Here is a 14,450-nt window from a genome sequence, read left to right on the forward strand (position 1 = left end):
TGCCCGATGGAACACACCCAAAATTATGATTCCTTGCAGGCAAAAATTCGGCAGGCCAACTCTCCTGACGAGCTTCGTAAAATTCATGATTCATTGCCTGATTACTTACGATCGGTTTCTTTTACCCGCGATAAAACAATCGAGTTATATCAACAGGTGAGCCAAATCCATGATGCACTCATGCAGCAGGCATTACAATATGCTGAGTCCCTTGTAAGAGAAACGATTCCAGGAGAGCATCCGGAGTTCTGCTGGGTAGTAATGGGCAGCGGTGGCCGAAAGGAACAAACCTTATGGACGGACCAGGATAACGGGCTTATTTACAGCTATCCACCGGATCAAAACCCCCGGCAAGTGGATGCCTATATGGAACACATGGCCAGGATCGCTGTCGATTGCCTGGAGCAAATCGGATACCCTTTATGCCCTGGCAATGTTATGGCTACGAATAAAAAATGGTGCGGACCGGAAGAACATTGGATCACCACGTTTGAAACATGGGCTCGATCCTTAACGGATGAAGCGGTTCGATTTTTACTGATAGCCGCTGATTTCCGGGTACTCCGGGGCAATAAGGCGATCGGAAACAGAGTAAAGCTGTCATTTCTTAACTTATTCCAGCATGAACCTCATCTGCTTCAGCTTATTGCGAAACACGCGGCCCTGCCTACCGTTCCAACCGGATTATTTGGGCAAATCTTTACAGAGCAATGGGGAATACATGCAGGGATGTTAAACATTAAATATGCCGCGTATGTTCAGTTCGTCAACTGTGTGCGTCTCTGGTCGCTGTCTAATGGAATTGCTGATACAGCTACCCTTTCCAGAATAAGCAGACTGAAAGATTCGCATATCTGGCGGGCTGAAGAAGCGAAAGAGGCCGAAATAGCATTTACGGATGTGATGTATTTACGCCTTATGAATCATCTAAATCAGAAGCAAGATAATAGACTACACCGCAATCACATCAACCCTAATCACTTATCCAGAGGAGATATGAGCACGCTGAAGCGCGCCTTAAAGTCAGCCCGGGCTCTCCAGCGCAAAGCGAAAATCGCATTTAACGTTCATAAGGGGTGAGCATGATGAATCCTCAACCGCCGGACCAGGGCAACTGGAAACAATTTATTTCCCGTATGTTGTCACTTGGTTTACAGCGAAATCAGATTCCCGTAGGAAGCGAAGGCAGCTCCCCTAATTTTCACATCGAAGCGCTTATCCGCAGCCTTATGAAAGAAGCAAACAAAAATCAGATAAAATTAAGCACGCCCCTGCAGGAGATTCCCTTTGTTATCCTTGATACGGAAACAACCGGATTTCATCCCTATCATGGAGATGAGATTATATCGCTTGCAGCTGTGAAAGTGATTTTCGGGGAGATGACAACCAACGTGTATCAGACGCTAGTCAAACCCTCTACCTCTGTTCCCGCACACATCACAGAGCTTACCGGTTTATCCGATATTTCATTGCAGGATGCCCCTCGTCTGCGCGATGTAATCCACGACATTCTCCACTTTGTAAGCGGTGGGGTTATCGCAGGTTATCACATCAGCCATGACATTACGTTCCTTAACGCGTATCTGTGGTACCATCACAGGACTCGTATAACGCAGCGAATCATTGAAATAAAAAATATTGTAGAAAAAATGTGGGAACGCACTTTTACAGATCTCGATGAAACGCTGGATTACTTTGGAATTGACAAAGAAAACCGGCACACTGCGCTGGGAGATGCGAAAATGACAGGCCGATTATGGCTATATGTACTGGAGGAGTGCCGCCGGAAGGATATTAACACACTTGAAGATCTATATAGTAAGGTAGCCAATTCCCAGTGAGAACATCTTCTGCTCTGCAAGAATGAAAGAAGCCCCCGGTATTCAAACGGGAGCTTCTTCGTATTGTTTACAATTCCGTCAGGATGACCGGGCCATCGGCCGTAATCGCGATAGTATGCTCGTATTGAGCGGAAAGGCTGCCATCGCGGGTCCTGGCTGTCCACCCGTCTTCATCTACTTTAGTATGGAATTTGCCTGTGTTAAGCATCGGCTCAATGGTGATGACCATGCCTTCTTTCAGACGTGGTCCTTTGCCGGCCGGTCCAAAATGGGGCACATAGGGGTCCTCGTGCATTTCCTGGCCGATTCCGTGCCCAGTAAAATCCCGGACAACTGACAGGCCCTCCGATTCCGCATATACCTGAATCGCATGCGAAATATCGCCAAGCCGGTTTCCATCAACCGCCTGCTCAATTCCTAGAAAAAGAGATTTCTTTGTCACGTCCAGCAGGTGCCTTGCCTGCTGAGAAATATTTCCGACACCATATGACCAAGCGGAATCAGCAAGCCAGCCATTTAGATTAACGACCATATCAATGGTCACAATATCCCCATCTTTTAGTTCGTACTTACCTGGAAATCCATGGCAGACCACGTCATTGACAGAAGCGCAGGTTGCATACTGATACCCATGATATCCTTTTTGTTCAGGGGTAGCACCATGCTTAAGGATGAACTGCTCCGCAAACTGGTCAATCTCCTGTGTCGTCACTCCCGGCTTAATCCGTTGGGCGATCTCCTGGTGGCAAGCTGCAAGTATTTTACCGGCTTCTCGCATCCGGGCAATTTCTTCTTTCGTCTTAATTACAATCATAAACGCACCTCGGTCTATTCTACACAGTAAGGATATTTTCCCTCTACCTTATATTTTAACATAAACGGACAAATTTTCTCATGCCGCCACAAAAATAAGCGCTGCCGACCATTATTTATTGGTTACATACCGCTTATCTTTTAAAAACATTCGCCAGAAATTTTTTTATAAAGCTACGCGCAAAAAAAAACGCAAAAAAGGCCGCAGATTCTGTGATCGTACGGCTTAACCCACATCTGTATGCTGTCTACACAACATGCAGTACATTATGAACAATAAAAAACATGCATAGAACAGCGTTGACAACGATTAGAATATCAACAGCCAGATCGCCTTTATCCTTTGGCTGGCTGAATGATAGCTTCTGTTTCTTCATCCTCCGATAGGCAACAATCCTGCGGACCCCGAAAAAACTGACCAGAACGGCCAACAGCAACACGAGATAGGCTGTAACGTAATACATAGTAGACCCCCGAAACCTGATGTCCTATTCATTTGACCCTATAAAACTTTCTTATTATACCTGACATATTAAAGGAACAGAACAAAAAAATTTTTAAAAAAGTTGTTTTAACAAGTTCTATACAGGGAATATTATAAGTAACTCCCTTTGAACAACTGATTACACCTCCCCTCACTCCCGTATTGGGAGTCTTTTTTTTACATGTGAAAAAGGCATGCCCTTCAGGGTATGCCTTTTGTCCGTTCATCAGCTTTCTGCAAGCCGCTTGACTTCGATTTGTTTAATTGTGAGACCGCGGGTTTTTTTTATGGTAATCAGCCAGTTGTCTTCTTTAACCTGCTTTCCTTCTTGAATGTCCATAACCTGTGCCGCGACCCATCCTCCAATCGTATCAAACTCCGGATCGGCCGCAATGCCTGTCAAATCTTCTATTTCCGATAACAGAACTTTATTATCCACCAGAAAATGGTCATTTCCGATGATTTGAATCGGATCAGTCTCATGCTGATCAAATTCATCGTGAATTTCACCGACGATTTGCTCCAGAATATCTTCCATCGTCACCAAACCTGCCGTACCGCCATATTCATCCACAAGCAGAGCCAGCGATGCTCTCTCCTCTTTCATTCTTTGGAGAAGTGATTGGAGCGGACTCCCATCGTTTGCAAAGATAGCCGGGCGAATTAAGGTTTTTATATCGATGCGCGGATTGTCTAGGTAGTGGAAAAACAAGTCTTTCGTATGCAGTATGCCTATGATGTGGTCCTTATCTCCCTCAATAACGGGAAAACGGGTGTATCCCTCTTTTTTTATGGCAACGATGTTTTCTTCAAGCGGAGCATCCACGTTAAGGCATACCATCTCCGTTCGCGGAACCATGATTTCCCGTGCGACCCGCTCCTCAAATTTAAAAATATTCATCAGATAGGTGTATTGGTTAGAGTTGATCTCCCCTCTATCCAGGCTTTGATCCAGGATAAAACGCAATTCCTCTTCCGGCTGCCCTTCTTCATCATCCTTTGTCGGATTTATTCCTATCAATCGGCCAACCGATCCCAGTAAATTGATTATACTCCCCATCTACAGCCCGCTTGGGACTCACCTCCGAATAATGCATCCACATTGCTTACTCTTATTTTACAAAAAATCAACCGATTCAGTCTACGAAAAGATAAATATGTGAACAAAAGTTGACCTGTTCTTTTTTTGAACTAATTATACCATAAACCACGGCGTTTGCGCCGCGCGACAGCGTGTACGAAAGCCTCCGTTGCCATATGGAAAAAAACCGCTGTTTTTTAAACAACGGCCTGTTGATAACAGGTGTTTATTCTGTTGGGAACACCTTCGTTAACCGGGTTAATTCAAACAGTTCTTTTACCGATCCGTTCAGTCCCTGGATAGTTACTTGACCTTTATTCTGCAGCGCCCGTTTGTGAATAGCCACAAGAACTCCCAGACCTGAGCTGTCAATGTAGTTCACTTCTGATAAATTAAAAACAAAATGACTGAGCCCTTTTTCGAGACATTGAAGGAGTTGCTCTCGAAGAACTGTCGATTCTTCAACATATATCTCTCCTGAAAGTGTAACGAGAACCTGGTTATTGGACACTTTAACATCCCGAATCATGTCTGTATCTTTCCTCTCGTCGTTTAAATTTTAAATGTCTCCACACTTATCTTTAGTTCGTTAGCCATCGCACTCGTCTCCTGTGAGCTGGCGGCAATGGTTTCCATCGCTGCAGACGTTTCTTCGACGGAAGCTGACACCTCGCTTGCGTTATGAGAAGTCCGTTCGACAACAGAGGCAAGTGAATGAATTAAAGCTACAATTTTATCTGACCCGGCTACTTCCTCATCTGTCACTTCTACAATACTTCGAATTTCTTTAACCGTACCGTCTACAGCCGATAGAATATCATCAAGTGCCTGCCCTGCCTTAGAAACAATCGTTACGCTGTTTTCAACTTCCTCCCGCGACTGGCGGGTAGAGTCTGCCGCCACCCCTGTGCTCTGGGCAATCTTTCTAACAATTTCCGCAACCTGCCCGGCCCCCTCATTCGACTGTTCAGCCAGCTTACGGACTTCATCGGCTACCACAGCAAACCCTTTTCCCGCTTCACCGGCCCTGGCGGCTTCGATGGCAGCGTTAAGGGCAAGAAGATTGGTTTGGGTAGCGATTTGCGTAATGGTATCGGTTATCGAGCCTATTTCTGTGGAATAGTCATTCAGCGTTGCCATGAGACTCTCGGTATCACGGGTCTGGGTTTTCACATTTTCCATAAGCTGAATGGTTTCATTAACAATTTCCTTTCCTTTCGAGGCGGTGGCCATTGTTAGTTCAGAACTGTCTGCTGCCGAAGCTGCTTTTCCCTTTGCAATTTGAATCAGAGAGGAGAGTTCAAGCAGCACCTTAGAAGCATCCACTACCGACTGACTTCCTGTTTCCGCATCTACCGAAACTGTATAAATGCTGGACGATACCTCCGTTACTGCGGCAGTAACTTCCTCTGTAGAAGCGGCCATTTCTTGCGAAGTAGCGGCGAGTTCATCTGCCGCTCTTTCCACATTTGCCACAATTCTGTGCAGATTCTCCACCATTTTATTAAAGGCTTCTGACAGCTGGCCTATCTCATCGCTGCTTTTAACAGTTAGGGGATCAACGGTTAAGTCTCCTTCAGCCACCGAATTGGCATGCTTGGCGAGATCGCGAAGCGGGCGGCCAATGGCTCTTCCATATAGAAGGCCTATCGCGATAGCAAGGGCGGTAGCCGCAAGCATCATAACGATTTGAATCATGCGTGTAAACGCATAGGCATTGCTGTTGTCCACCTTCAATTGTTCGGCTACCTGTTGGTTGATTTGGATTAACTGTTGTGCTTCCGTACTTGCCTTAGTAAAAGGTACCCCACCTTTTTTAAGGCCCTGGCTTGCTGCCGGGTAATTGCCACTTCTAATTAAACGAATATTGTCGGCTACAATCTGCGTAAAATCACCCCAGTCTTTTTTGAAGTTTTCAAATACCTGTTTTTCTTCAGGGGTCATTTGCCCTCGCCCATACGTCGCAACGGCATTTGTAATTTGGTTTATATCTTCTTCAGCCTTATTTGTAAAGGAAGGATCCTTTGTATTTACCGCGGTAAGCATGTTGACCCGTGTATTTTCAGAAAGTCGGCTAATGCTTGCAAGCTGGGTCAACGGAATTACGCGGTTTTGATACATGTTTTCGCCATTTGCATTGATACGTCCAACCGACAAAATAGAATAAATTCCAACAATCAGAATCAAAGTTGAAATGACCATATAAGACAGGACTAACTTTACTGTTATTTTCTTGTTCATGATGTTTATCCTCTCATTTTTTGTTCTCTTCTCATGGTGGTCGGGATATATGGGAAGATGGCAGCAGGGACTCTTTTAATTATCATTACTTCATTTCCTATACGGTTGTAAAGAATAGAATCCGCAACGGTAAGCATGATTTTTATCCCCCGTCCTGATTCATCCAAGAGCCCTTTATCGAATAATCTGGAACCCTGTTTTGAAAAGGTTTCTACAGTACGCCTGGCCGCAAAACCTGGGCCCTCGTCCTTAACCCGGATTATCAGTTTATTTCCATTCATAATTCTCATTTTTAGGGTGATAAATTTCTCGCCGGACCGCCTGCCGTTGTTGATTGCGTTGTTAACCGCTTCATTAACAGCAACATCCATCATACAGCCTTCTTCTGGCAGCACCTGCCGTATATATTCACTTATACAGCGGCGGATACAGGAAAATCCTCCAAGATCCTTAAACCTAAATTGTAATTCGTACACCGTGGTTCACCCGCTCCTTCGTACAACGTGATTGTCGTTTACTTTTAAACAAATTGCCGACGCATCGTCTTTGCATCCTTTATTGGCCGCATACGTGCATAAATCCTTAACCGTCCTTTCAAAACTATCTGTGCCGCGGAAAGATTGCGGGAGAGCATCGAATAAGCCATCTGTCATAAAGTAAAAACAATCCCCTGCATTAAAATGAAGCACGTGCTGTTCAAAGCAAACATCTTCCATTACGCCTAGAAAAGTCCCCTCTATCTTAATAAGGTGTTCTGCTGAAGAGATGAAATAATTGATGCCCGCAGATGCATACGTTAGCGTGTGCTTCTCAAAGTCAAATTCAAAGCAAATGGCCGCCGCTAATGTATCATCTGTAAAAAAACGGAGAGCCTCATTATTAATATAGAACAGCTTATCTGTCAGCGAATCATCCTTACTCATGATCTGGTGAAACAATACGCGCAAGGCCGATGTCTGCAAGGCTGTTGCAAGACCGTGCCCCATTACATCCATTAAATAACCGAAGAGAATGGTTCTTTCTTTTTTCCACTTGTAATCATATAAATCCCCACTTACATAACGGTACGGCTGATAGATCGTGCGAACTGTAGCAGTTCTCTCTTCAAAATCAAGCGGCAGCAGTTCTGCCTGTATTTTTCCGGCAAGTATCAATTCCTTCTTTAACTGCTCCTTCTCGGTTATATCCATAAAAACAGCAAGATAATGGGTGACACTTCCTTTTTCATCTTTTATCGCGTCGACCATTAACCACTCTGGATAGATCTCACCGGATTTCCGCCGGTTCCAGATTTCCCCCTGCCAGCTCCCTGTTTTAAGAAGATACGCCCACATATTTTTGTAAAATGCCTGGCTTTGCCTGCCTGATTTCAGCATGCGGGGGGTTCGGCCAATGGCTTCTTCACTTGCATATCCGGTCACACGCGTAAAAGCATGATTCACACACAAAATAACGCCCCGGGCATCTGTAATCATGATGCCGTCACTCGAATTTTCGAAAACCTTGGCAATAAGCAAACGGAGTTGTACTTCACTTTTCTGTAACGTGTATATCTCCCCCTTTCATAAGGGACTTATTACCTGTTGATTTGTTATTTATAGTTAAATTATACTTCGCTGTCTAGTTATTCCGAATGACAATTTTTCGATAAATATGTCAAAAAGATGAAAAACGCGAGTTGAAAAAAAATAAAGTGACAGATCAAAATCTGCCACTAAGGGTAAAGCTATCTCCAATAATAATAGTAGAGTTAAATTTTCTCTCCGTTTGTTTTAATTATGTCTTGATACCAATAAAAACTTTTCTTCTTGATACGTTTTAAATCTCGTTCGTCGGTTTCATCACGATTTATATAGACAAATCCATAACGTTTTTGATAACCATTTAACCAGCTTAACAAATCCGTAAATGACCAACTACAGTAACCAATCAGATCAACACCGTCGTTTATCGCCTGTTTGCATTGCGCAAGGTGGGAATGGAGATAGTTAATCCTATAATCGTCGTCAACTGAATGATTTGAATCTAGAAGATCAAACTCCCCAAGACCATTTTCAGTAATAAAAATGGGGAGTTGATATCGGCTAGTAATCCGTCGCAGTCCTACTCGTAAACCGATAGGATCGATTGCCCAATCCCAATTTGAAGTTTCTAGGTTAGGATTACGCTTCGTTTTGTATAATCCCGGCACTCCTGTTTCTTCACCACTCCCTTTTTTTCCAGTCCTATTGAATCTTCCCTCTGCCACACCACCAATTGGGTTAAATTCGTACGTAATGGTTTGATAATAATTGACCCCTATAAAATCAGGTGTTCCTTTTTGAAGTAACTCAAGGTCACCTTTCTGTATGGTAGGGGCTAGTCCCTGTTCCAGTAAATACTGGTATGGAATTTTCGGATATTTTCCCCACGAATACACATCAAGCCACCAGTTGTTCGTAAATTCTTCCGCATTCTCATAAGCCAATATATCCTTTGGATCACTGGTTAGAGGATACGCTGGGGAATAAGCAAAGCTAGGTCCAATTTTCCCATCAGGTACATACTTCCTGAATGATTCAATCGCTTTTGCATTTGCTAAAAATGCAATATGATTCGCTTCATAAAATCTCCTTCGATCTGTTACACCCGGTGGGTGCATAGCCGTGATAAAACCATGATTCGTGTTATAATTTTGTTCATTTAATGATACCCAGTATTTAACACGATCCCCAAATCGCTTATATAGAGTAATACAATAGTTATTGAAGTCTTCAACAATTTGCCTGGATTCCCATGCGCCATATTCCTCCATTAAAGCGTATGGTACATCCCAATGATAAAGCGTTAAAACTGGCTCAATATGATGAACTAATAGCTCATTGATAAGATTATCATAAAATTGTAACCCCGCCTCATTAACCTCGCCCTTTCCTTTGGGATAGATTCTGGGCCAACTTACAGAAAATCGATATGCCTTTAAACCCATTTCCGCCATTAACGCAATATCTTCTTTATAACGGTGGTAATGATCTACCGCTACATCTCCATTCGATCCCTTAAATGTTTTACCGGGAATTTTAGTAAACACATCCCAAACGGAAGGCCCCTTGCCATCCTCATCCCAAGCACCTTCGATCTGGTATGCTGCTGATGCAGATCCCCACAGAAAATTTGTCGGAAATGACTTTAACTCTTTATGAATCATACCTTTCACTCCAATCTTTTATTATCTTTATTTCCTTTAGGTTGATAAAGTTTACCCGATTAATGAGACAAAAGAGTTAGTCATCATTCGTAGATCCAACCACCATTACATTTATTTCATGACGATTTAACACTTCATTCATTTCAAAGTCAGGTTCATTATTTGTTATCAAAATATCAACGCTACCCCAACCGCAAACATTCTGAAAAAGTTTGCGACCAAACTTTGAAGTATCTGCTAATACGATAACTTGGTCAACTCTTCGGATCATTTCTCTCACCCAATAGGCTTCTTCTGCATCGGGAATGGACAACCCCTCATGTTAAATACTCATTGTCCTTAATGAGGGTGGCAGCTAACCGTCCAATTTCTCTTTTCCCTTTAGGTTCATCAAGTAATCGTTGTTCATAATTGAGGACTTCCTTCGTTAATGAAGGAAGAATAGCTCCGCCCCTTGTTCGGATAATGCTCCTATTTTCCTCAAGTTTAACCAATATAAGTTATTTAAGTAAGTATAAGCCTACCACATATGCTATCCTGTCCTTTTCCGGATTAAAAAAGGACCGCCGAAACAGCCCAACTTATCGAGGTAGAGAGCCCCTTTAGTTGAAGAAGAAACTACATAAAAAAAGAGCCGAATGGCTCCCTTACGTGTCAATCCTTTACTAATCCTGCTCTCAATTTATTAATGCCAAATTCCAAATAACCCTTCAAACAGGTTAACATATAAACCCATCCTTCTTTGTTATCTAACAAAATACCAATTAGTTGTTCATCATTCTCATTAAAACCTGCTTCGTTAACTTCTATAATTGTACTGTCGTTATCCAACTCTTTCAGTGTAATCGTAACAATATGTCCTTTTCCATCTGTACCCCACTGGAAAACGATTTTCTTATTTTCTTCGATCTCCAATATTTTTATATCCCCTTGCGCATCGTATTCGTCATATCTCAATGTAATCGTCTTTCCTTGTTCCCATCTTTCAGAACTCGATGAGAACCAAAAATTCCCGATTTTTACAGGGTCTACGAAGGCTTCAAATACTTCATGAGCTGGCTTGAATATTTTAATTTTCGTAAGGTTGTTCATCGCTAAATAATCCCTCTTTCAATTTTTGTTACAGCTGTCTCATTCAGTATAGCCTGATTTCTTAACCAAATTAAACTGTCCGTTTATTATATTTTAATTGTTACGATGTTTCTCGCTTGGATTGCAGATCGAATTATTTTTATGAGAGCGAATGATTTCGGAAATGTAACGTTGTTTGTTATTCTTTGTTTTACACTGGTCCTGCGACCTTTATCTGAATTTTTTGTTGCGAGGAGATATAAATAACTAGATACCAATTTCCGCTCTGTGACCACCGTTCTGCTTTATACATAAATGTAGCTGTACACTTCCAACTATCTGATTGTTTATTTTAGCGACAAATAGAATCACTTCGGGGTTCAATGCATGTCCCCAATACTCCGCAGCATCTGAAAGATTTAATGGTGGTAAAGAACTCCACACTCTGAAAAAGTTCGTCTATTCGACGAACTTTAAGAATGCATGTAAATTTATTTGTTACTCTCAATTTCTTTCTATAAGTGTCTTAAAGTCGGTATAGTTAATAGACGTTACTAACTTTCCGTTGATAAAAAAGGCGGGTGTACCTGGAACCGAAGCCGCCTGGCCTTGCGCCTTATCCCGGTCTACTTCGCGCCGGTATGTTTGGTTCATGATGTCTTTTTGCAGCTGATTGTAGTTGATGCCCGTTAAATTCTTCGGAGTAGTCCACTTCTCAGCCTTGCTCCCCTGGTTGTAAACGGTAGAATAAAACAGCCAAAAAGCTTTGGGATTTTGATGATAAATCGCTCTTCCGGCCAAGGCCGCCGTATAAGAATCAGGGCCAAGAATCGGAAAATTCATAAACGTAAATTTCACTTTTCCTGTGTCAATAAATTCTCTTTTTAATTGAGGAAAATAACTTCTTTCCCAAGTTGCACAATCCGGACACCTAAAATCACCAAATTCAACGATTTGCACAGGCGCATTTTCTTTACCTAAATAAGGTTGGTCTTCATAGATAAAATGATGGACCGTTGTTTTTTGGTTAGTAAATGAATACATATAGAAAACTGACAAGGCACACACACCTAAAACCAACAGGGTAACAATGGCCAATAGTACATTTTGTTTTGTTATCATCTTTCTCCCCATCTTTCAGTTAGAAAAAAGACAACCAACCTGGTTGTCTAGAGTCATCATATCCCTAAATCGTTATTTTCTCAAATGGCGGTCCAAGTTGAACCCGGCCAGCTTCGCTTCTTCCTCTGCGAAAACTCTCTCAAGCTGTGCTGCTACACTCCGGATTTCGTCCTGGGCATACTCTTCTTTCCGAAGTGATACAAAGTGGGCCAGTCCATACATGTTGGCATAGAATGGCAGCCGGCGCGCATTTCCATTAAGGACAGCATAAGGGGCGATTCCGGGCAGGCCCACAGCATGCAGCTCCTCATAAAGTTCATGGGAACGGGCTCTCATTGTCAGAAGGATTTCATTGATCTGGTCAGCGGCGGCCTTACCGGCTGCTCCGACTGTTTCAATAGGCAGGATAAAACCGTACGCTGTATCCGGCAGCTGAATTTGAAAGTCAAACGCCCTATGCCGAATAATTTGATGGTGGCATCCTTCTGAGCAGGTAACAGCCACCATTTTACCGAATGCCCGCATTGTAGCAGGAAGCTCACTAAAGCGGTTCATTTCGCCCAGTTCCCCCAGATTCAATTCTGCATCGGCCTGGTATTCCAGGTGGGCGGCATTTTCCTGCACCTCAAGAAAAGGCCCACTATAGATTGGAAGATCAGCCGCTGTGTGCCTGCGGCGATAAAAGTTGGTTGTATAGGAACGCATAAAAGGCGTCGCTTCGGTATGGCTGATAAGAGAAGGCAGCACATCCGTTGTATGCTTTTTAATTTTTTCAGCCGTCACCACAAATTCCTGGTTAAACCCTTCATGCGAAAGCAGCTCCGCGATGGCATCCGAGATGGCCCGGGCATTTCCTGTTACTGCAACATTAGACTTAGTTGCCAGCGGCAGTACATTTCGGGCATTCTCATATGCAAGCTTTTCAGCTGCCCCATCCTTCATATCCGGATTTTTCGCCTTTATTAAAGAGAAAAAAAGGGGAACCAGTTCTTCGTACTTCTGAAAGCAGCTTTCGCCGAAAGAAACAAATTTCTGTTTTAACTCAGGATGCATGTCCAGCTCTGCCGGTACTACAAAATCTTGTGGCTTCTGATAACGAAGTGAGAATTCCGTAAAAGATAGCCATTTAGCAGCCTGCACGGTTTCAAGCGCCTCCGTAAACCACCGGGATACACCCTCAATACAGAATTGGGCAAAGGCGTGTTCCTTGATGCTTGAATGGCCATAATCGACGCCCCATTTCTTCATAAAGCCCCCGGCGTGTGCCGCGGAATCCTTGAACATCGCAATCATATCGACATCCGGCAGGCGGAGCATATCCTCCTTAATAAGGTCAAACAGATTATCCCGAAAGCTTTTCGGGCTGCGGCTTACCTTGGCAAAAACCGCACCTGCCACTTCGGTTGGCACATTTTTTATTGCGTATACGTTATCCTCTGTACTCGTTACATAGTTTTTTAATCCGTCCATGCTATACCCTCACCTTTTATAAGACTAAATAATTGACTCGCAATTCACGATAAACGCAGTTAATGCCTTGGATAGATCAATTTCGTACAACTCCTCTACATCGGTTCCATCCGGATTCTTTATAATACGGACTATTGGCCGCGATGAAAGATGCCGATTATAATCCACCACAACGCCTGTTTCCCCGGTATTCAGCGTAACGGTAATACCGATAGGGTATATTGCAATGGTTTTTCCAAAGCCTTCAACGAATGAACTTTCAAAGTGTTTCCCTGCCCCGCCATACAATATTTCCATCGCCTCATGGGGCAGCATAGCCTTTCGGTACACCCGGTGTGTAGTCAAAGCGTCAAACACATCACCCACTGCCATGAGTCTTGCATACTTGTGAATCTCTTCGCCTTTTAACTGGCGTGGATATCCTGTCCCATCGATTTTTTCATGATGCTGGAAAGCACAGTGCGCGGATAGAAGCGATATGCCTTCCTGCGCGCGCAGCATTTCAAACCCATATTCTGTATGCCTTTTAATGACTTCATATTCCTCTTCAGTAAGCCGGTCTTCTTTATGTAAAATTTCAGAGGGAATCAACATTTTTCCAATATCGTGAAGCATTGCCCCCATGCCAAGTTCCACCAGTTCTTTATCGTTTAGGCCCTGCTGAATGCCAAGCGCAGTGGAATAAACAGCGACATTCATAGAATGGGCGTATATATAATGGTCGTATGTACAAATATTAGTCAGCAGGTTTATCGCGTTTTTATTTGTCTTAAGATCCTGCAAAATCCCTTCAAAAGCCTGACGGAAACTGTTGACATGTGTTGGTGAAAGGCGCGCTTTCCACTTCTTATCGGACCTGACCAAAGTTGTAAAACTGTCGTAAATAGCATGCAAGACCACTCTGCGCGTTTCATCGGATATGGGGTCTCCTATGATAATATCTTCTGTTGCCTTATCGCGTATGTATAATGTATCAATGCCAAGCTGCTTTATCCTTTTTAGCAAACTACCCGTCAATTCAACATCTTTAGCAAGCAGTACAGAGCCTGTCTCCGTATATAACGCCTTTGCTAGTATCATCCCTGGTTCGCACTTAGTTGTAGCGATCAGTCTCATCTCTCTACCCTCATCCTCTGTGTT

15 protein-coding genes and 1 pseudogene are annotated in these 14,450 nt (G+C 43.2%); 2 read left to right on the plus strand and 14 right to left on the minus strand.

The window, feature by feature from the left end; translation table 11 throughout:
• Positions 1-6 precede the first annotated feature (6 nt).
• Together PP175_RS21785 and PP175_RS21790 are read left to right on the plus strand one after the other, a co-directional pair.
• The gene (locus PP175_RS21785; protein ID WP_272440321.1) at positions 7-1,080 is read left to right on the plus strand and encodes a DUF294 nucleotidyltransferase-like domain-containing protein; all 1,074 of its coding nucleotides are present in this window, start codon (positions 7-9) and stop codon (positions 1,078-1,080) included.
• 2 nt (positions 1,081-1,082) lie between these two features.
• Positions 1,083-1,841: an exonuclease domain-containing protein gene (locus PP175_RS21790; protein ID WP_272440322.1), complete on the plus strand. Its 759-nt coding sequence runs from the start codon at positions 1,083-1,085 to the stop codon at positions 1,839-1,841.
• Between the two features lie 67 nt (positions 1,842-1,908).
• Here the strand turns inward: PP175_RS21790 and map are convergent, their stop codons facing one another.
• The 14 genes and pseudogenes from map to PP175_RS21860 form a co-directional block, all read right to left on the minus strand.
• Complete coding sequence (gene map / locus PP175_RS21795) at positions 1,909-2,655, minus strand: type I methionyl aminopeptidase (protein ID WP_272440323.1); 747 nt, start codon at positions 2,653-2,655, stop codon at positions 1,909-1,911.
• Between the two features lie 247 nt (positions 2,656-2,902).
• A complete protein-coding gene (locus PP175_RS21800) occupies positions 2,903-3,118 on the minus strand; it encodes a hypothetical protein (RefSeq protein WP_272440324.1) in 216 nt (71 codons plus the stop codon).
• A gap of 246 nt (positions 3,119-3,364) precedes the next feature.
• Entirely contained in the window at positions 3,365-4,198 is an 834-nt protein-coding gene (locus PP175_RS21805) for a hemolysin family protein (protein ID WP_272440325.1), read from the minus strand.
• A gap of 247 nt (positions 4,199-4,445) precedes the next feature.
• The gene (locus tag PP175_RS21810; RefSeq protein ID WP_272440326.1) at positions 4,446-4,748 is read right to left on the minus strand and encodes an STAS domain-containing protein; all 303 of its coding nucleotides are present in this window, start codon (positions 4,746-4,748) and stop codon (positions 4,446-4,448) included.
• Between the two features lie 23 nt (positions 4,749-4,771).
• Entirely contained in the window at positions 4,772-6,460 is a 1,689-nt protein-coding gene (locus tag PP175_RS21815) for a methyl-accepting chemotaxis protein (RefSeq protein WP_272440327.1), read from the minus strand.
• Positions 6,461-6,465: 5 nt separating this feature from the next.
• Positions 6,466-6,936, minus strand: a complete 471-nt coding sequence (locus tag PP175_RS21820) for an ATP-binding protein (protein ID WP_272440328.1) — start codon at positions 6,934-6,936, stop codon at positions 6,466-6,468.
• Between the two features lie 6 nt (positions 6,937-6,942).
• Positions 6,943-7,977: a SpoIIE family protein phosphatase gene (locus PP175_RS21825; protein ID WP_272440329.1), complete on the minus strand. Its 1,035-nt coding sequence runs from the start codon at positions 7,975-7,977 to the stop codon at positions 6,943-6,945.
• A 233-nt stretch (positions 7,978-8,210) separates the two neighbouring features.
• Complete coding sequence (locus PP175_RS21830; protein ID WP_272440330.1) at positions 8,211-9,647, minus strand: glycoside hydrolase family 1 protein; 1,437 nt, start codon at positions 9,645-9,647, stop codon at positions 8,211-8,213.
• Between the two features lie 76 nt (positions 9,648-9,723).
• The gene (locus tag PP175_RS21835) at positions 9,724-9,960 is read right to left on the minus strand and encodes a DeoR/GlpR family DNA-binding transcription regulator (RefSeq protein WP_272440331.1); all 237 of its coding nucleotides are present in this window, start codon (positions 9,958-9,960) and stop codon (positions 9,724-9,726) included.
• 341 nt (positions 9,961-10,301) lie between these two features.
• The gene (locus tag PP175_RS21840) at positions 10,302-10,739 is read right to left on the minus strand and encodes an SRPBCC family protein (RefSeq protein WP_272440332.1); all 438 of its coding nucleotides are present in this window, start codon (positions 10,737-10,739) and stop codon (positions 10,302-10,304) included.
• 255 nt (positions 10,740-10,994) lie between these two features.
• Positions 10,995-11,150: pseudogene (locus tag PP175_RS21845) on the minus strand (GNAT family N-acetyltransferase); the annotation flags it as partial.
• A 72-nt stretch (positions 11,151-11,222) separates the two neighbouring features.
• The gene (locus PP175_RS21850) at positions 11,223-11,840 is read right to left on the minus strand and encodes a DsbA family protein (protein WP_272440333.1); all 618 of its coding nucleotides are present in this window, start codon (positions 11,838-11,840) and stop codon (positions 11,223-11,225) included.
• A gap of 72 nt (positions 11,841-11,912) precedes the next feature.
• Positions 11,913-13,310 (minus strand): FAD-dependent thymidylate synthase, encoded by a 1,398-nt coding sequence (locus PP175_RS21855; protein ID WP_272440334.1) that lies wholly within the window; start codon positions 13,308-13,310, stop codon positions 11,913-11,915.
• A gap of 24 nt (positions 13,311-13,334) precedes the next feature.
• Positions 13,335-14,426, minus strand: a complete 1,092-nt coding sequence (locus PP175_RS21860; RefSeq protein WP_272440335.1) for an HD-GYP domain-containing protein — start codon at positions 14,424-14,426, stop codon at positions 13,335-13,337.
• Positions 14,427-14,450: the final 24 nt, after the last annotated feature.

Origin of the sequence: Aneurinibacillus sp. Ricciae_BoGa-3 (assembly GCF_028421645.1) — a bacterium.
GTDB lineage: Bacteria > Bacillota > Bacilli > Aneurinibacillales > Aneurinibacillaceae > Aneurinibacillus_B.